Origin of the sequence: Mesorhizobium sp. M1D.F.Ca.ET.231.01.1.1 (assembly GCF_003999155.2) — a bacterium.
Classification (GTDB): Bacteria; Pseudomonadota; Alphaproteobacteria; order Rhizobiales; family Rhizobiaceae; genus Mesorhizobium.
Genome location: NZ_RZOZ02000004.1, coordinates 468,084 through 486,112 on the forward strand (window position 1 = coordinate 468,084; position 18,029 = coordinate 486,112).

20 protein-coding genes are annotated in these 18,029 nt (G+C 66.6%); all 20 read right to left on the reverse strand.

Going from position 1 to position 18,029, the window contains the following annotated elements:
* Positions 1–124 precede the first annotated feature (124 nt).
* Positions 125–718: a transglycosylase SLT domain-containing protein gene (locus tag EN874_RS14835; protein ID WP_127425394.1), complete on the reverse strand. Its 594-nt coding sequence runs from the start codon at positions 716–718 to the stop codon at positions 125–127.
* The gene (locus tag EN874_RS14840; RefSeq protein ID WP_127425395.1) at positions 648–2,042 is read right to left on the reverse strand and encodes a flagellar hook-length control protein FliK; all 1,395 of its coding nucleotides are present in this window, start codon (positions 2,040–2,042) and stop codon (positions 648–650) included. Before EN874_RS14840 ends, EN874_RS14835 begins: the two co-directional genes overlap by 71 nt.
* Positions 2,039–3,481, reverse strand: a complete 1,443-nt coding sequence (locus EN874_RS14845) for a chemotaxis protein MotC (RefSeq protein WP_127425396.1) — start codon at positions 3,479–3,481, stop codon at positions 2,039–2,041. The genes EN874_RS14840 and EN874_RS14845 overlap by 4 nt, the downstream gene beginning before the upstream one ends.
* On the reverse strand, positions 3,478–4,920 hold the full coding sequence (locus EN874_RS14850) for a MotB family protein (protein ID WP_127425397.1): 1,443 nt from the start codon (positions 4,918–4,920) through the stop codon (positions 3,478–3,480). The genes EN874_RS14845 and EN874_RS14850 overlap by 4 nt, the downstream gene beginning before the upstream one ends.
* Positions 4,917–5,537, reverse strand: coding sequence for a hypothetical protein (locus EN874_RS14855; protein ID WP_127425398.1), 621 nt, complete (start codon positions 5,535–5,537; stop codon positions 4,917–4,919). The genes EN874_RS14850 and EN874_RS14855 overlap by 4 nt, the downstream gene beginning before the upstream one ends.
* A 3-nt stretch (positions 5,538–5,540) precedes the next feature.
* Positions 5,541–7,199, reverse strand: coding sequence for a flagellar basal-body MS-ring/collar protein FliF (fliF, locus tag EN874_RS14860; RefSeq protein ID WP_127425399.1), 1,659 nt, complete (start codon positions 7,197–7,199; stop codon positions 5,541–5,543).
* A gap of 184 nt (positions 7,200–7,383) precedes the next feature.
* The gene (locus EN874_RS14865) at positions 7,384–8,268 is read right to left on the reverse strand and encodes a flagellin (protein WP_127425400.1); all 885 of its coding nucleotides are present in this window, start codon (positions 8,266–8,268) and stop codon (positions 7,384–7,386) included.
* 280 nt (positions 8,269–8,548) lie between these two features.
* A complete protein-coding gene (locus tag EN874_RS14870) occupies positions 8,549–9,433 on the reverse strand; it encodes a flagellin (RefSeq protein ID WP_135882215.1) in 885 nt (294 codons plus the stop codon).
* Positions 9,434–9,664: 231 nt separating this feature from the next.
* Positions 9,665–10,396 carry a flagellar type III secretion system pore protein FliP gene (fliP, locus tag EN874_RS14875; protein WP_127425401.1) on the reverse strand — a complete coding sequence of 244 codons (732 nt, stop codon included), beginning with the start codon at positions 10,394–10,396 and terminating at the stop codon, positions 9,665–9,667.
* Positions 10,393–10,887 carry a flagellar basal body-associated FliL family protein gene (locus EN874_RS14880; RefSeq protein ID WP_127425402.1) on the reverse strand — a complete coding sequence of 165 codons (495 nt, stop codon included), beginning with the start codon at positions 10,885–10,887 and terminating at the stop codon, positions 10,393–10,395. The genes fliP and EN874_RS14880 overlap by 4 nt, the downstream gene beginning before the upstream one ends.
* Positions 10,888–10,905: 18 nt before the next feature.
* Entirely contained in the window at positions 10,906–11,610 is a 705-nt protein-coding gene (gene flgH, locus EN874_RS14885) for a flagellar basal body L-ring protein FlgH (protein ID WP_127425403.1), read from the reverse strand.
* Positions 11,607–12,176 (reverse strand): MotE family protein, encoded by a 570-nt coding sequence (locus EN874_RS14890; RefSeq protein WP_127425404.1) that lies wholly within the window; start codon positions 12,174–12,176, stop codon positions 11,607–11,609. Before EN874_RS14890 ends, flgH begins: the two co-directional genes overlap by 4 nt.
* A gap of 8 nt (positions 12,177–12,184) precedes the next feature.
* The gene (locus EN874_RS14895) at positions 12,185–13,273 is read right to left on the reverse strand and encodes a flagellar basal body P-ring protein FlgI (RefSeq protein WP_245513572.1); all 1,089 of its coding nucleotides are present in this window, start codon (positions 13,271–13,273) and stop codon (positions 12,185–12,187) included.
* A gap of 149 nt (positions 13,274–13,422) precedes the next feature.
* Positions 13,423–13,953 (reverse strand): flagellar basal body P-ring formation chaperone FlgA, encoded by a 531-nt coding sequence (gene flgA, locus EN874_RS14900; RefSeq protein WP_127425406.1) that lies wholly within the window; start codon positions 13,951–13,953, stop codon positions 13,423–13,425.
* Between the two features lie 6 nt (positions 13,954–13,959).
* A complete protein-coding gene (flgG, locus tag EN874_RS14905) occupies positions 13,960–14,748 on the reverse strand; it encodes a flagellar basal-body rod protein FlgG (RefSeq protein ID WP_126087856.1) in 789 nt (262 codons plus the stop codon).
* Positions 14,749–14,757: 9 nt separating this feature from the next.
* Positions 14,758–15,087 carry a flagellar hook-basal body complex protein FliE gene (locus tag EN874_RS14910; RefSeq protein ID WP_127425407.1) on the reverse strand — a complete coding sequence of 110 codons (330 nt, stop codon included), beginning with the start codon at positions 15,085–15,087 and terminating at the stop codon, positions 14,758–14,760.
* The gene (gene flgC / locus EN874_RS14915) at positions 15,088–15,504 is read right to left on the reverse strand and encodes a flagellar basal body rod protein FlgC (protein WP_126087858.1); all 417 of its coding nucleotides are present in this window, start codon (positions 15,502–15,504) and stop codon (positions 15,088–15,090) included.
* Positions 15,505–15,506: 2 nt separating this feature from the next.
* Positions 15,507–15,887 carry a flagellar basal body rod protein FlgB gene (gene flgB, locus EN874_RS14920; RefSeq protein WP_126087859.1) on the reverse strand — a complete coding sequence of 127 codons (381 nt, stop codon included), beginning with the start codon at positions 15,885–15,887 and terminating at the stop codon, positions 15,507–15,509.
* Between the two features lie 78 nt (positions 15,888–15,965).
* Positions 15,966–16,628, reverse strand: coding sequence for a hypothetical protein (locus EN874_RS14925; protein WP_168247486.1), 663 nt, complete (start codon positions 16,626–16,628; stop codon positions 15,966–15,968).
* Entirely contained in the window at positions 16,609–18,027 is a 1,419-nt protein-coding gene (gene fliI, locus EN874_RS14930) for a flagellar protein export ATPase FliI (RefSeq protein ID WP_127425408.1), read from the reverse strand. Before fliI ends, EN874_RS14925 begins: the two co-directional genes overlap by 20 nt.
* Between the last annotated feature and the right edge of the window lie 2 nt (positions 18,028–18,029).

Here is an 18,029-nt window from a genome sequence, read left to right on the forward strand (position 1 = left end):
GGAGTTTTTTTGGGAGCCGTAATAAAGCCGGTTGCGAAGGTGTATTGGCGGCAGCCGATCGAGGACGATACTGGAGCCGCCGACCATCGGCGGTGGCCGGCCCATGGGGCTGTTGCAAAGACAACTATTGGTTGCAGAAAGCGCTGGCGTTCGGCGTCCATTTGCCGAAGCCGGTGGCGACCATGTTGGCAATGACGCGGCAGACATAGACCTTCTGCGCCGGGTCGTTGTCGGGGCCGGCATGATAGCGGGCGACGGCCATCGACCAGGTCATATGGCGGGCATGGAGACTCGCCAGGAAGCGCGCCGCATAGTCGACGTTCTGGTGTGGGTCGAGCATGTCCTCGACGCTGCGGAACCGCGCGCCGTGATAGCGATGATTGATCTGCATGCAGCCGAGATCGATCAGCGTCTTGCCCTCGTGGCGGGCGTTCTCAAACGTCGCCAGCGCTTCCCCGCGGCTGCGCGGGAAAACGGCTTTTCCTTCTATATTCAAAGCGTTGGGCTGAAGGCTGCCTTTCTTTCCCGTCTCGGTCAGCCCGACTGCATACAGGATTCCCGTCGGCACGCCATAGCGATCGGCGGCGCGCAGGATCTCCGGCTCGCAGGGGTTGGAGGCGGCGCTCGCGGCGCCTGCCGCAGCCAGGCTAGATATAGATATCGTCGCCAGCGCGCTCGCGAAGAGGCGGAGCAGCGCGGCCGAATTCCTGTGCGCCATTGCCGTCGTTCCTTCCCGGTTGCCGGTCGCCGCTGGCGCCGTTGCCGCCCGAATTCCCCGGCTGGAACGAAGGCTGGTCGCGGCCCGTCGACATCGGCATCGCGCTCGCATCGGCGCGGCCGGCTGAGTGAGCCGCTATCGACGGTTGCATAATGGTGACATGATCGACATCGAAGCCGAGACCGCGGAGCGACTTGACGATGGCGTCGCTGTCGGCGCTCAGACGGCGGAATGCCTCATGCGTTTCCGGCTTCATCTCAATCGAAAGTTGCTCTCCGGAAAGACGCAGGCTGGCAACAACCATGCCGAGCTCCGCCGGGTGGAGCTCGATCTTCAGGACATGTGTCGGAACGGCAACAGAATTGGCGGTTTGCGAGGCGATCGACGCGCTCGCGAAGGCCTGCTGAACGCCACTGTCCGAGGCGATCGCCTCGAGCAGCGCCGATGCTGTCTGGCCGATGGGATTTTGCGCCGGCGCCGGGAAGCTCTGCTGGCTGACCACGTCCATGCGTCCGGAGGACGGCCTGGCCTGATTGATCGATGCGATCGATTGCGCCGTCTGCGCGGTTTTCTGGGCGGCCGCCGGACGCCAGCTTTGCGGCGCTGCGGCGTCGGTCTCGATGCCGGGTGTTGCGGGCAGGACGTCGTCCTTGCGGACCAACGTGTCCCCGCCCGGACCGGCGCCGGCCGGCTTTTGTCCGAAATCGGGCCCGGGCTCCTCCGTCGCCATCGTAGCGCGGCTGGACCGCGGCAACGGCTCGCCGCCTTCGGAAGCGTCAGCCAATGCGCGCTTGCCCTGACGGATCGTCAGTTGTGAAGCGGCGGACTGGCCGATGGAGGGCTGGGTGCCCGCCTCTCCCTCGGCGGATCCGTCGCGACCGCCATTTGCCGCCGTTGCGAAATGGCGGATGTCGCCCAGCGCCATCAGCAGGGGCAGGCCGTCCTGGAGCGCGGCGGCATCGGACGATTGCGCCGGCGTGTCGGCATCGTCGGTTGCCTTCCCGTGACCGGTGTCGGCGTTGTGCCTGGCGGCTTTTCCGGCTGCCAGCTTTTGCGTCGCGGTCTTGTTCTGCTGGTCGGCGTGCACTTCGGGCGAACCGGCGAGCGCGCGCCGCGCCGGATTCGCATCGGAAGACGCAGGCTCGACAGGGCGCTTACCCTGGCGGGCCGACCTTTCGGCGCCATGCACCATCTCGCCGAAATTCGAGCCTTTTCCCTTCCCGTCGGCAGCATGCTGACGCGACTGGGTGTGAGTGGAGCCGAGTCCCGGCATGGCCTGGCTGACGCTGTTCATTTGGGCGCTGTTCATTTGGGCGCTGGTCATTTGGGAGCGGCTCCGAGCAATTGGTCGATCTGGTCGAGCTGGCGGCGCGCGTTCATCATCGCGGCGTCGGTGGGATCGTGTGGATCAAGGCTTGCTGCGGCTGGCGGCGCCGACGCGGGCAGCACTGGCGGCGTTTCGGGCTGCGCCGGAGCGGAGGCAGGCGCTTCGGCGGTGGCCTGTGCCGTCGCCGGCGGGCTCGGCGACGCAGGAGCCGCTGGCTGGACGTCCGCCGCCGGCTTGGCCGCGGCCGCGACAGCCGGCTGCTCGGACGCAGCGCCCTCCACCGGCGGCAGGGCTTCGGAGCCGGCCTGGCTGGCAGGCTCGGCCCCAGCCAGCGGTTTCGCCGTATCGCCCTTCGCGGGATCTGCGGCCTGGCTCTCGTCCTTGGCGGTCGCCGGCACCGGAGCGACAACCTCGCCGGCAACGGCTTGCGCCGCATCGAGCAAGGCGCGGTCGCTTTCCGAAAGCTTGCCGCGATCGATCTTGCCGAGCCTGGTCCGCACATCGTCGATCGTGGCCGACGTCACCGTGGAGAGGCTCGAATAGAGTACGGCGCGCGGGTCGTCCTGATTGCCTTTGCCGTTGCGGCCCTGCTCGGCCCGTGCCGAGGCGAAGGCGGAAAGGTCCGCCAGCCCGTCGATCGCGGCGCGGCGGGCGATGCGCAGATAGATCACCTTCTCGCGCTCCGGGTCCATCATCGAGGTGATGTCGGCGAGCTTGTCCTGGCTGATCGACATGTGCAGCGCGATCACGCCGGAGACGAAGGAGTCGGCGAACTGGCTGGCATAGGGCGAATAGAGGTAACCCGCGACATATTGCGTCGAGGCGTGCGCGAAGCGCGCGGCGTCGCCTTGCGTCACCGCGAGGCCGACGGAACGGCGAAGCGCTGCCTCCTCGACCAGCGTGCCGGGGCTGAGCAGGCGGGCCTCGTCCAGCAAGGTCAGCGCCGTTGCGGGCTCATCGGTCGCGAGCAGCGAGCCCTTGACCAGGGCCAGGAAGGCGCCGAGGTCGGCGGGCACGCTCATCGGGTCGATCGGCTTCAGGATTTCAATCGCGGCGGCCGGCCTGCCGTTCAGGTAGGCGACGACCCCCTTGGCTATTGCCAGGCTCTGCGGGTCGGTCGTCGCGCGCGACGCCGCCGCCGCGACGGTGACAGGGTTGCCGCCGCTCATGCCGTAGACGAGCAGGGCGCGAAAATTCTTCGGGTCCTTGAAATCCTCGGCATCGGCTGCACGAAGCCTGGCGTCGGTCATTTCGAGGAGCTTGGCCTGCATCGGCAGCGCCGCATGATCGCCGCCGGCGATGCGGTCCTGGATCAGCTGCAGCGAACGCACCAACTGGTAGGGCTGCAAGCCGTCCTGAGCGAAAGCCGCGTCCGGCGATCCTGCGGCGAGCAGCAGCAGCCCGACTGCGCGCCCGATGGCGATCCGGCCCCTCATCCGCCGGTCGCCATCAGGATTTCGATGCGGCGGTTCGCGGCGGCCAGCGGATCGGACGGGATCTTGGGCTGGCGGTCGGCGAAGCCGGCGACCTCGGTGATGCGGCTTTCGTCGACGCCGCCGCGCACCAGCATGTAATAGGCGGAGTGGGCGCGAGCGGTGGACAGCCGCCAGTTGTCGTAAGTGTCGCTGCGGAACGGCCGCGCGTCGGTATGGCCGCCGATGGTGATAGCGCCCTTCTTCTCGTTGATGATGCGGCCGATCTTCTCCATCGCCAGCACCAGCTCGCGGCGCGGCACGGCCGAGCCGATCTCGAACATGCCGAAGTCGAGCTGATCGGTGATCGAGATGACGACGCCCTTGTCGGTGGCCTCGACGGAGACGCCGTCGGCCAGCTTCTCACCCGGTGCGAAGGCCTTGGCCAGTTCCTGCTTGATTTCGGCGGCGGCTTTCAGGGCGGCGCTGCTCGGGGCTTTTTCTCCCTTGTCGGAAGCTTGCTCCGGCTCCGCATTTGCCGTCTGGGCTTTTGTCGTCAGGGCCTTTGCCGCTTGGGCTCCCGCGGTTTCCGGCTTCGCGGTGTCGGTCGCGGCGGCCTGGGCTTCAGCCTTTTCAGCCTGGGCTTTCTCGCCCTTGGTCTCCTTGTTTTCGGCTTTTCCGATTTTCGTGTCGACCGATCCGGCCTTGGCGCCGGGTTTCTCCGGTGTCGCCAGCGGCTCGAGCGGCGCATCCAACTGCGGCGGCGCCGGCGGAACGGCCTTGACCTTCTGCACTTCGGCTTCGGCGACCTTCTCGCCGGGCTTGGCCGGATCGCCTTCGATCTTCCTGCGTTCGGCGCTGGCTTCGGCGCCGGGCGTCGCCACCTGCTGCGACCAGAAATCCGGCGCGAATGGATCGCGATAGGATTCGCCTCCGGAGGCGCCGGTCGCCGGACCGGCATTCTGAGCGCCGCCTTCACCCTTGGCGCTGACATTCTGCATCACGCCGGTGTCGGTGGCGATCTCCGACAGCACGGCGTAGGGATCGGCAAACAGATGCTCGTCGGAGAGGTCCGACTTCTGCGAGGCCTGCTTGGTCTGCCTTCGGTCGGAGGAGCCGGCGCCGCCCTTGCCGTTCTCGCCGGCCTTGCTGGCGCCATCCTGCGGATTGTCGGCGGTGAGACCAACCTTGCTTGGGCCGTCGCCAAGATCTTCCAGGCCCTTGCGGCTGGAATTGCGATCGATCAGCTCGACCGGATTGAAGTAGCTGGCGACGGCCGCCTTGGTCTGCTCGTTGGCGGCGTTGATCAGCCACATGACGAGAAAGAAGCACATCATGGCGGTCATGAAGTCGGCAAAGGCGATCTTCCAGACGCCGCCGTGATGGCCGTCGTCATGGCCGTCGTGATTGCGCTTGACGATGATGATCTCGTGCCTGGCCTCGCCGTGGTCGATGGCGCTCATGACAGGACCTCCGACAGGGAAGCCGACCATTCGGCGATGCGCGTCTCGAACACCGTTTCATCGATGGTCACGGTCAGGTCGAAGCCGGGGGCCTCGGTGAAATCGAGATTGGCCGCGCGGTCGCCAAGCGCTGCCTTCAGCGGCTCGAACAGCGACAGCGGCCCGCGCACGCCGATGCGCACGGCTTCGCTATCGGCAATCGCCGCGTTGATGGTGCGGGCAAGGGCGTCGAGCGAACGGTTCTGCAGATCGTCGCTGACGATGCCGCCGATGATGCGGGCAATCGTGACGCCGGTGAGCTCGGCAACGCGTTCCTCCAGGGCGTCGATGCGCGTCTTGACCGTTGCGCCGAGATCGCCGCCGAAGCTTTCCAGGAACGCTTTCGCCGCATCGTCATTGGCCTGGCGTTCGGCCTCGAGCGCCGCCGCGTGGGCGGCCGTGAGGCGCGCTTCGAGCGCGGCTTCCGCATCGGCCACCGCCTCGGCGATCAGCGCGCCGATGTCGGCCTGCGGCGGGTCCGGCTTGCGCTCGATGTCCGGCGCCGCCGGCGCCTGGCCGGCGCGCGGGGCGCGCGACCCGAAATCAGGCAGAAGATCGAAAAGGGCTCCCGAGGCCATGGCTTAACCCGCGGCTTCCGGGGCGGCCGCCCATTTGCGCAGGATCTGGGCGGTGCGTTCCTCATTGAGGTCGACCATGCGAGCCAGCCGCTCCTGCGGCGCCGGCCTGATCTTCTGGCGCAGGTCGTCGAGCGGGGTGGCGCCCGGGCGCGCGCCCGGCAGGGCGCCGACCGGCGCGTCGGCGGCGATGGCGGCCACCGGCGCGTCGGGCGTCGGCAGCGAGCGCTGGACATCGTCGAAGCTCGGGCCGGCGACGGCAGCCGGCTTGGCCGATACGGTGAGCGCGGTCGCCATCGGCCGCAGGCCGAAGAAGGCGACCAGGAACACGACGACGATGAATGCGCCAGCGTTGATGAGCGTGCCCGTATAGGTGCCGATCGAGGCGAGGATGCCCGGCTGGTCGACCGGCTCGCCGTCCAGCCCGTCGATGAACTCGACCGCCGAGACGTCGATGATGTCGCCGCGCTTGTCGTCGAAGCCGGTGGCGGAGGCCACCATCTTCTGGATGTCTGCAACGCGCTTGGCGATCTGCTCGGGCGTGGCGTCCTTGCCGAGGATGGTCTTGAGCCGATCCTGGTTGACGACGACGGCGATCGACATCTTGGTCACCGAATAGCCGTTGGAGACGGTGGCGATCTTCTTGGAGTTTATCTCGTAGTTGGTGATCTCCTCCTTGCGGTCGTTCTGCGAGGAGGACTGCGGCCCTTCGGTGTTGGTCGTCTGCGTCTCGGGCAGGTTCTGCTCGACGCTGGTCGGGGTCGAGGCCTGCTTCTGGTTGCTGGCCTCGTTGGTGCGCACGGACTGCACCGAACGCTCGACGCGGGATTCGGGATCGAAGATCGTCTCCTCGGTCTGGCGGGTGTCGGTGTTGACGTCGGCCTTGACGCTGGCGCGGAAATTGTCGGGACCGAGGTAGGGCGTCAGCGCCCGGCGGATGTTGTCGGCGATCTGCGCCTCGACCGTCTGCTCGACGCCGAGCGTGCGGGCAGCGCTGGTGTTGGAAGTGTCGTCGCCGGCGGCGAGGAGATTGCCGTTGGAATCGAGCACGGTGACCTTGTCGGCCGACAGGCCGGGAACCGCGGCGGCGACGAGGTGGCGGATCGACTGCGCGCTCTTCTCGGCATCGACGCCGGCATAGCGGATGACCACCGAAGCCGAGGGCTGCTGCTCGTCGCGGCGGAAATTGGCGCGCTCGGACATGACGATGTGGACGCGCGCCGCCTTGACGCCGGCGATCGACTGGATGGTGCGCGCGATCTCGCCTTCCAGAGCGCGCACGCGGGTGATCTGCTGCATGAAGGAGGTCAGGCCGAGCGAGCCGACATTGTCGAACAGCTCGTAGCCGGCGTTGGCGCTGGTCGGCAGGCCCTTCTCCGCGAGCAGCATGCGCGCCTGCGCCGTGGTGCCGGCCGGCACCAGCACCGAGGTTCCGTCGGCGCCGACATCGAAGCCGATGCCGGCCTCGCCCAGCACCAGGCCGATCTGGTTCACGTCGTTGCGGTCTAGCCCGACATAGAGTGTCTCGTAGGCCGGACGGTTGAGATAGACCGAGGCGACGCCGATGACGGCCATGACCAGCGCGGCGATGCAGCCCATGAGAGCAAGACGCCTGACGCCGAATCCGCGGAGGTTCGCGATGAGGCTCTGGATCTGTTCCGGCACGATTCAACCGCTCCCAGCATGACTGTCCGCCGGAAGACTAGACCGCGAAGCTTGTGCGAGGATTATAGGGGCGAGCCGCCAGGGATTGCGCGAGACCCGAACTGCGTGGCAGCGGTCTGCCACACAAGCCAAAAGGCCGCGTCGAGGACGCGGCCTTGCGATGGGGGCTGCCTCAGCCGGACCGTCAGCTCTTGAACAGGGCCAGGATCGACTGCGAGTTGCCGTTGGCGATCGACAGCGCCTGGATGCCGAGCTGCTGCTGCACCTGGAGGGCCTGCAGGCGGGTCGATTCCTTGTTCATGTCGGCGTCGACCAGGGCGCCGACGCCCTTGTCGATCGAGTCCGACAGGTTCGACAGGAAGCTCTTCTGGGTGTCGATGCGCGACTTGGCGGCGCCGAGATAGGCCGCGCCGGTAGCGAGCTTGGCAAGCGCGGTTTCAACGGCGTCGAGCGCGGTGTCGATGTTGGCGTCGGAAACAGCAGCGGCGCTCGGGTCGAAGAAGGTCGCGGCGAGCAGGCCGCCGACGATGCCGCCGGTGCCGGCCACGTCCAGGACCTGCGTGTCGGTGGCTTTCACGTCGATGGTGTCGATCGAGACGGTCGTGCCGGTGCGGTTGTAGGAGGCGACGACATGCAGATCGGAAGCGGCGGTGCCGTCATTCTGCAGCAGGTTCGAACCGGCATAGCTGGCATTGGTGACCGACGACTTGATCTGGTCCTGGATGGCCTTGATTTCGGTGGCGATCTTCTGCTGGTTGTCCTGGCTGGCGCCGCGGGCGGTGACCAGCTTGGCCTTGATCGCATCGACCTGATCCTTGATCTGGGTGATGGCGGTGTAGGCGGTATCGACCTTGCCGGCGCCGAGGCCGAGCGCGTCCTGGACGGCCGAGAGCGCCTGGTTGTCGGACCGCATCGAGGTGGCGATCGACCAATAGGCGGCGTTGTCGGAAGCGGTGGCGACGCGATAGCCGGTCGAGATGCGGCCCTGCGTGGTTTCAAGCGCCTTGTTGGTGGCGTTGAGGCTCTGCAGCGCGGTCAGCGCGGCGGCGTTGGTCATGATACTTGCCAAGATACACCCCTTCTCAAAGCAGGCATGCCTCGTGGCACGCCGGTCAACTCTCTGGCGGGGGGCGTCATGCCTGTCGACCGTCGGTCGGCCCGTCATAGCGATTGGTTAACCATAACTAGCCCGTCACAGTTAATGGCGCGTTAAGAGCCTGCCTTGAAACCGCAATGCGGTAGTATTTCTTAAGGGAAGGGGCGCGCCTCGGAGGGCAGCGGCGTCACAATGAAAATCGGGCCGCGCTGATGGCGCGGCCCGATCCGTATGCCTGAAGTTCGTTGGGCGATCAGCCGCGGAAGAGCGACAGGATCGACTGCGAGTTGCCGTTGGCGATCGAGAGCGCCTGGATGCCCAGCTGCTGCTGGACCTGGAGGGCCTGCAGGCGGGTCGATTCCTTGTTCATGTCGGCGTCGACCAGGGCGCCGACGCCCTTGTCGATCGAGTCCGACAGGTTCGACAGGAAGCTCTTTTGGGTGTCGATGCGCGACTTGGCGGCGCCGAGCGAGGCGGCGCCGGTGGACAGCTTGCCGAGCGCCGTTTCAACGGTGCCGAGCGCGGTGTCGATTGCCGTATCGGCGACAGCGGCGGTGCTCGGGTCGAAGAAGGTCGCGGCGAGCAGGCCGCCGACGATGCCGCCCGTGCCTGCGGTGTCGAGAACCTGCGTGTCGGCAGCCGTCACCTTGATGGTGTCGATGGTGACGGTCGCGCCGGTGCGGTTGTAGGAAGCAACGATGTTCAGGTCGGAAGCGGCCGTGCCGTCGTTCTGCAGCAGGTTCGAGCCGGCGAAGTTGGCGTTGGTGACCGACGACTTGATCTGGTCCTGGATGGCCTTGATTTCGGTCGCGATCTTCTGCTGGTCTTCCTGGCTGGCGCCGCGGGCAGTGACCAGCTTGGACTTGATCAGGTCGACCTGGTCCTTGACGTCGTTGATGGCGGTGTAGGCGGTGTCGACCTTGCCGGCGCCGAGGCCGAGCGAGTCCTGAACGGCCGAGAGCGCCTTGTTGTCGGACTTCATCGACGTGGCGATCGACCAGTAGGCGGCGTTGTCGGAAGCGGTGGCGACGCGGTAACCGGTGGAAATGCGGGACTGGGTGATCTCGAGCTGCTTGTTGGTGTTGTTCAAGCTCTGCAGCGCGGTCAGCGCCGCGGAATTGGTCATGATACTGGCCATGGTACTCGTACCTTGTTTTTACACGGATTTTTTTGACATACCGGCCTGTCCGGTATGACGGTGCGGCATCATGCCAATGATCGCTGAGACCCGATCACCCGCCATCTGGGGCGGACTATGCGGGCAACTTCCTACCAAACGGCTAAACTGGACGGTTAACCGAAAATATATTGCTCGGAATTGGAGCGATGCATTGCCGCGTCGCCGGCCAGGTGGTCAGGTGCCAGGCTCTCAGGTAAAGGACCGCACCAGGCTGCCGACCAGAAGGTTCCAGCCGTCGATCAGCACGAAAAACATGATCTTGAACGGCAGGGAAACCACCGTCGGCGGCAGCATCATCATGCCCATCGCCATGGTGACGGTGGCGACGATGAGGTCGATCACCAGGAACGGCAGCACGATGAGAAAACCGATCTCGAAGCCGCGCCTGATCTCCGAGATCATGAAGGCGGGCACCAGAATGCGCAGGTCGACGGTGTCGCGCGAGACGGTCTGGCCGCGCTCGCGGGCGAGATCGGCAAAGAGGTCGAAATCCTTGTCGCGCACATTGTGCAGCATGAAGCTGCGGAACGGATCCGAGATCTTTTCGAAGGCTTCGGCCTGGGTGATCTGATTGTCCATCAGCGGCTTGACGCCAGTGTTCCAGGCCTGGTCGAAGGTCGGCGCCATGACATAGAAGGTCATGAACAGCGACAGCGAGATCAGAATCAGGTTGGCGGGCGTCGACTGCAGGCCGATGCCGGCGCGCAGGATCGAGAAGGCGATGACGAAGCGGGTGAAGCTCGTCACCATGATCAAGAGGCCCGGGGCCACCGAAAGCACGGTGAGCAGGCCGAACATCTGGATGAGGTAGCCGACGGTGGTGCCGTCGGCCTTGCCGATGCCGCCGAGATCCAACTGCTGGGCCGCGGCGACAGAGGTGGTGACGACGATCAGCGCCGTGGCGATGAGGAACTTTCTCATTCGAGCAGCATCGTCCTGATGAGAACCTGTTTGGCATGGCCGCCGCTGCGCAGCGCCGCTCGCTCGTCGAGATCGGCCTTGAGATGCTGGTAGCCGCTGGCGCCTTCGATCTGATGCATCTTCAGCGTGCGCACATATGCGAGCAGGTCCTGATGGATCTGCTCCGTCATTTCCGGCGGCTGCGGCGCGTCGTAGAGCACCGATGCCTCCAGCCTTATCCAGACTTCGCTCGGCGAGGCGATGTTGGTGGTGATCGGCGCGAGCTGAACCACGGCAGGTCCGGCCACCGGCTTGCCGGCGTCCGCGGGCTTCTCCGGGCTGCCGGCATTCTCCGGCGCGGCAGGAACCGGCGCCGGCGCCTCTCCCTGCTTGAGATAGCCGCCGGAAACCCAGCCCATGCCGACGGCCGCGCCCGTCATGACAAGGAGCGCGGCGAGCTGGATCACCAGGGAGGGTCCCTTCTTGGGCTGTGCCTGCTCGACATTTGCCATGGACAGCGGTCTCCCGGCCTAGAAAGGAAGAACCTGGTCAAGGATCTGCTGACCGTAGGCCGGCTGCTGGACCTCCATTACACGGCCGCGGCCGCCATAGGAGATGCGTGCCTCGGCGATACGCTCGTAGGGGATCGTATTTTCGGCGCCGATGTCGGAGGGACGCACCATGCCGGCGATGGTGAGGACCCGAAGCTCGTAGTTGACGCGCACTTCCTGCGAGCCGCTGATCATCAGATTGCCGTTGGGCAGCACCTCGGTGACGACGGCGGCGACATTGAGCTCCAGGTTCTCCGAGCGCTTGATCTCGCCGTCGGCGTTGGTCTCGGTGCTGGAGCTCAAGCCGGCATCGCCCTTGCCGCTGGTGCTTTTGCCGTCCCAGCCGAGCGTGACGTCGTAGCCGAGCTTGCGCGCGGCGGTGCGGCTGCGGTCGTTCTGGTTCTTGAAATTGGCCTTGTCGTTGAGCTTGATGTTGACGGTCAGGATGTCGCCTTCCTGCAGCGCTCGCGGATCGGTGAAGAGCCTGCTCTGGCGGTCGTCCCACAGCGAGAATTTCTTCACCGGCGCGGCCGGCGGCTCCGGATAGCTGTAGGGGGCTCCGCCGCCATTGCCGATGCCGGAGCCGACCGGCGAGAGCGCGGGCTCCCGGCCGACCTCCCTGAGATCGGTGCCGCAGCCGGACAGCGCCGTCGCCGCGACAAGGACGAGTAATTTCAACTTCATGACGGATCAACCCTTCGCGCCGCGCTGGCCATGATGCCGGTGAGCGTCGCCGCCGCCTTCTGGTCCATTTCGTTGAGGATGACGCCGGCCTTGCGGGCATCGAGCTTCATCAGGATGGCCGCCGCGAGCTCGGCATTGACCATCGCCAGGCGTTCGGCCGCGGCGTCGGGCTTCATGCCGGCATAGATCTTGACCACGCTGTCCTCGGCGCGCGCCAGGAACACCTCGCGGCGCTTCAGCCATTGCTCATACTCGGCCCGCTTGTCCTCCAGCGCCTTCATGCGCTGGTCGATGCCGGCCTGAAGCTGCTTCAGCTCCTCGGCCTGCAAGGCGTAGCGGCGGTCGCGCGCGGCGTCCGCGATGTTGGAGCAGAAGCGCTGGATCTCGCTTTCGTCCGGCGCCTTTTCGCGCGAGAGCTGGGTCGGCTGGGCCGGCGCCTGTCCGCCGGGCAGCACCTGGCGCACTTCTTCCGCGCGGCCGGCCGTGCCGCCCGCCAGCGCGATGATCGCGGCTGCGGCGAGAGGGCCGAGCCGACGATGCAGTCTTGAGGCGAAAAGCTCGATCATCGGCGTGCCTATTGGAGAACCAGGTCGGCCTGCAGGGCGCCGGCCGACTTGATGCCCTGCAGGATGGCGATGATGCCGTCGGGCTTCACGCCCAGACGATTGAGACCGGAGACAAGCGTTTCGAGGTCCGGACCGTCGAGCACGGCGACGCGGGCGTCCGGTCGCGAGGCCTCGATGGCGGTAAAGGGCTCGACCGCGGTCTGGCCCCTGGAGAAGGGCTCCGGCTGAACCACTTTCGGCGCTTCGGTGATGCGCACGGTGAGCGTGCCGTGGCTGATCGCGACGCGCGAGATCCTGACGTTGTTGCCGATGACGATGGTGCCGGTGCGTTCGTCGATGACGACGCGGGCAGGCGCATCGGACTCGACGACCAGATTTTCGATCTCCGCATAGAAGCGTGCGGCCGATACGTTCTTCGGCCGCCTGATCTGCACGGTGCGGGCATCGCGCTCGGCCGCGACGCGCACGCCGAAGCGCTGCGAAGTGTAATCGTTGACGGCGTCGGCGATGCGGATGGCAGTCGAGAAATCGGGATTGCGCAATTGCAGCGTCAGCACGCCCTGGTCGTCGAACTCGGCGGGCACCGAGCGCTCGACGATGGCGCCATTCGGCACGCGGCCGGCGGTGGGCACGCCTTGCGTCAGCTCCTCGGCCTGGCCCTTGGCGGTGAAGCCGCCGACGATCACCGAGCCTTGCCCGACCGCGTAGATCTCGCCGTCCGCGGCCTTGAGCGGCGTCATCACCAGCGTGCCGCCGGCAAGCGAGGTGGCGTCACCCATCGAGGAGACGTCGATGTCGATGCGGGCGCCCGACTGGACGAAGGGCGGCATGTTGGCGGTGACGATGACCGCGGCGACGTTCTTGGCGCGCGCGCTGCCGCCTTCGGTGGCGATGCCGAGATTTTCCAGCATGGCGCGGATCGACTGTTCGGTGAAGGGCGAGTTGCGCAGGCTGTCGCCGGTTCCGGCCAGGCCGATGACCAGGCCGTAGCCGACGAGCTGGTTGTCGCGCGCGCTCTGCAGCTGGGCGATGTCCTTGATGCGAGCGGCGACCTGGCCGGGCGGCAGCGTGCTCGGCCCCGTCGAAACGCGGAACATGCGCGTGGTGGTGGCCGGATCGTATTCGGGGTCGTCGTAGACGCCGCCATTTTTCTGCGCAAGCTCGCGCTTGGCCTTGGGCGTGAGCCCGTCGGCCAGCGCGGGCTGAAGGCCGATGGCGGCGCTCAGCAGAAGGGCGAAAGCGCGCATCACGATGCGCCGACCTTGATGGTGCCGTCGGCCATGACGATGCCGGAAATGATCTTGCCGCTGTCGATGTTGCGGACCTTGATGAGGTCGCCGGCAGCGCCCGGCTGCAGGGTGACGCCGGCTGCCGAGATGGTCAGCGCGCCGGCGGTGAAATAGACCTGCACGGTAGCGCCCTGTTCGACCAGCCATGCATCGCGGATGGCGGCCGCCGGAATGTAGCGGCCGGGCAGCAGCGTGCGCTTGGCGACCTTGCCCTGCAGTTCTTCGGAACGCGTCGCCATGCCGTCCGGCTTGTGCTTGCCTGGAACCAGCGTCACCTGCTTCAGCGCGACGAGCTCGATCGCCTCGCCGGGATAGATAACCCGGTTGGGGATCAGCACCGCCTCGGCGACCGCCTGGCTGGCGGCGATCTGGCTGGCCGACTGCGTCTGGTTGGCCGATTCCTGCGCAAGCGCCGGCATGCCGCCAGCCGCCAGCGCAAGGGCCAGCACGACGCGGCGGAAAGCAGGGCAGGAGGCCGGCATAGCCATCGTCGGTTACCTGATGTTCTTGGAGACCACCGAGGCCATGTCGTCGGCGGCCTGGATGACCTTGGAATTCATTTCATACGCGCGCTGCGCCGAGATCAGCTCGGTGATTTCCTTGACCGGATCGACGTTGGAGGACTCCAGATAGCCTTGCTCGATGGTGGCGAAGCCGGGATCGCCGGGAACGCCGACATTGGCCGGACCGGAGGCGGCCGTCTCCTGGAACAGATTGTCGCCGAGCGGCGCCAGGCCCGCCTCGTTGGCGAAGTTCGCGATCTGCAGCTGGCCGAGAAGCTGGAGGTCGGTCTGGCCGTCGATACGGGCAAAGACCTGGCCGGTCTTGTTGACGATAACCTCGACCGCGTCTGTCGGCACGGTGATCGCCGGAACGACGTTGGCGCCGTCGACGGTGACCAGCTGTCCGGTGGCATTGGTGTTGAAGGCGCCGGCGCGGGAATAGAGCGTGCTGCCGTCGGCGCCCTCGATCTGGAACCAGCCGCGGCCGGTCAGCGCCAGGTCGAAGCTGTTGCCGGTGCTTGTCAGCTCGCCCTGCGTGTGGACGTTGCGTACGGCCGTCGTCTTGACGCCGAGACCGATCGAGACACCCTCGGGCACCAGCGAGGTGTTCGAGCGGTTGGGCACCCCTTGAGTGCGGTCGACCTGATAGAGCAGGTCCGAGAATTCGGCCCGCGCCCGCTTGTAGCCGGTGGTGTTGATGTTGGCGATGTTGTTGGCGATGACTTCCAGATTGGTCTGCTGGGCATTCATGCCGGTCGCGGCGATGGCAAGGGCTTTCATGACGCTGTCCTAGATATTCATGCGACTGATTTCGAGGTAGGCCGAGACAACCTTGTCGCGGATGGCGATGGTCGTCTGCAGCGCCTGCTGGGCGCTCATCACCGCATCGACCACCTGGCGCGTGTCGGCATCGCCCTTGAGCGCCTGGATCGACATCTGCTCGGCGTTCTGCAGCGTGTTGACGGTCTTCGTCGCAGCCTGGCTCAGGGCCTCCGCGAAGCTGCCGCCGACGCTTTCGCTTGCCTGTGTCCCGACACCGCCCTGAAGCAGGCCGGGCGAGGCGGCCTCCGCGCCGTCGATTGCCGGTTTGAATTGTAGTGCCCCGATACCGCCGATCATTTACTGGTTCCTCATCAGGTCGATGGTCATGGAAATCAGATCGCGAGCCTGCTTGATGACCTGCAGGTTGGCCTCGTAGGAGCGGTTCGCCTCGCTCATGTCCGCCATCTCGACCAGCACGTTGACGTTGGGCATCTTCACGTAGCCTTTGTCGTCGGCGGCCTCGTTGCCGGGCTGGAACTCGATCGGGAAGTCAGAGGGGTCGCGCTCGATCGAGCTCACCTCGACCAGCGACCCGCCGGAGGCGCGGTCGAGCTCGGACTGGAAGGTGATCGTCTTGCGGCGATAGGGGTCGGCGCCCGGCGTGTTGCCCGTCGACTGCGCGTTGGCGAGGTTCTCCGACACCACGCGCAGTCGCTCCGACTGGGCGCCGAGGCCGGATGCCGCGACTTTGAGGGCTGCGGTCAGCGCGTCCATGGTCAGCTCTTCACCACCATCGTCATCATCGAATGGAAGGCTTTGACGATCGCCGTGTTGATCTCGAAGGAGCGTCGCACTTCACCGGCCTTCATCAACTCGTCCTCGAGCACCACCGTGTTCTTCGACGGCATGATCGAGCCGGTCGATTCCTCCGGCTTGACGTTGAAGCCGGCATTGGTCGCCTCCGCGCCGAGATGGCCGGCCTCGGTGGCCTTCAACGCCACCGCGGTCCGGTCGAGAACCTTTTCGAACGGTTCGACGTCGTTTGCCGTGTAGCCCGGCGTGTTGGCGTTGGCGATGTTGGAGGCGATCGCCGACTGGCGCACGGCCAGCCATTGCGACTGCCGGGTGGCGAGGTCAAAGAGGTTGACGGGTTCCATGGGACTCTCCGGGCGAGTACGCACAAGACTAGGCCGCCAGTCTTGCGCGGACCTTGCGCGGGACGAGCCCGCGGCCGGTCACCTGGAAAGCTCGATCACCTTGTCGGCGTCCGTCACGATGACCCATTTGCCGCCGCGTTGCTCGATCGAGGCGACGCGGCTGGAATCGGGCAGGACCGAGCCGCGCTGGACGATCCACAAGCCGGTATCGTCCTCGATCATGGCGCGGCCGTTGGCGATATGCACCATCTTGAATTCCGATGCGGCAGGAAAGGGCTGTTCGTCGGGCGCCGGCGCGGGCGCCGGGTCGTCCCGCACCGTTCCGGTGGCAAGCAGGTCGATATCGGTATTGGGAACGTCCTTGGCCGTCAGCGGTCCACCGTGTTCGGCCGCAACCCCGCCGCCCGCGCGTCCGGAATTGCTGCCGCTGCCCCCGAACTTGATCGTCTGCACGCCGAACTGCTCCTGGTTGAAGAAGATGTACCAGGGAAACAGCGCGCAGATCAGGCCGAGCGTGATGCCGAGCGCGGCGACGACGAAATCGCTGCGCCGGTCCGCTTTCCTGTTGGCCAGGCGCGGGAATTCGGCCCGCGGCGGCTGCGGCCACTCCACCTTCTTCGGGAACAAGCCGTTGATAGCCAAGTCGCGGCTGGCGTCGGCCTCCTCGGCGGCCTTGGCCTCGGCGATCATCTCGCGCAGTATGCGCTCGGTCTGCTGCAGCTCAGTCTCCCTGATCGCCATTCTGCTTCCCCTTGAGGTGGCGGGCGAGGTCGGCGAACGGATCGGCCGATGCGTGGTCCTTCGGCGACTGCGCGAGCGCCTCGTAGATCAGCGGCACCTGACGCACGGCGATATCGAGCTCGGCGTCGGCGCCGCCCTGGTAGGCGCCGAGCAGGCGGATGTCGCGCGTGTCCTCGAAGCGCGCGATCATGGACTTCAGCCTGGTCACCAGCATGCGCTGCTCCGCGCTCCAGGCCTTGTCGGCGAGACGCGAGATCGATGACAGCGGGTTGACCGGCGGGTAGCGGCCCTGCTCGGCGATCGCGCGGTCGAGAACGACATGACCGTCGAGGATACCGCGCACCGAATCGGCCACCGGATCGTTATGGTCGTCGCCGTCGACCAGCACAGAGATGATTGCGGTGATCGAACCCCGACCTTGGACGCCGGGGCCCTCGGCGCCCGGTCCGGCTCTTTCGAGCAGCTTCGGCAGGTCGGTGAAGACCGATGCCGGGTAGCCGCGCGCGACCGGCGGCTCGCCGGTCCCCGTCGCCACTTCGCGCAGCGCGTGGGCAAAGCGAGTGATCGAATCCAGCACCAGCAGCACGCGATGGCCCTGGTCGCGGAAATGCTCCGCCACGCGCATGGCGGTGTCGGGCGCGCGCCGGCGCATCATGGCGCTCTCGTCGCTGGTGGCGACGACGGCGACGGTCTTGGCCATGCTGTCGGCGCCGATCGTGTCTTCGAGGAACTCGCGCACCTCGCGGCCGCGTTCGCCGATCAGCGCCACGACCACGGTGTCGAAGGCCTCGGCGCCGGTGAGCATGGCAAGCAGCGTCGACTTGCCGACGCCGGAACCGGCGAAGATGCCGAGCCGCTGGCCGAGGCAGAGCGGTGTGAAGATGTCGATCACGCGCACCCCGGTGAGGAAGCCGGTGCCGACCCGCTGGCGGGACATGGCGCCGGGCGTCAGAGTGCCCGCGCCGTCGGCCGCATCCGGCCTGATCAGCGGCGGACCGCCGTCGATGACGCGGGTCAAGGCGTCAATGGCGCGCCCGCGCCAGGAAACATGGGGCGCGACGCCAAGCGGACCGCGCCGGAACACGGCGTCGCCGATGCCGGCATCGGCGCTGCGCTCGAACGGCGCTACCACGACCTCGTCGCGGCCTATTCGCACGATCTCGCCGCGGCGCGTGCCCGACTTGCCGCGCTGCTCGACGATGTCGCCGAGCCTTGCGATGCCGGAGAGGCCGCGCACCTTATAGTGGGTAGGCGAGATCTCGACGACGCGGCCGCCGCAGCTCAGCAATGTTTCCGGATTGTCGAACCGCCGCCAGACACGTTCGAGCGCGGCGAGCCGATCCGTTGGGGAATAGGCGAGCCTTTCGGGCGCGCGGAGCAGGGACGAGCCGGTCGCCATGC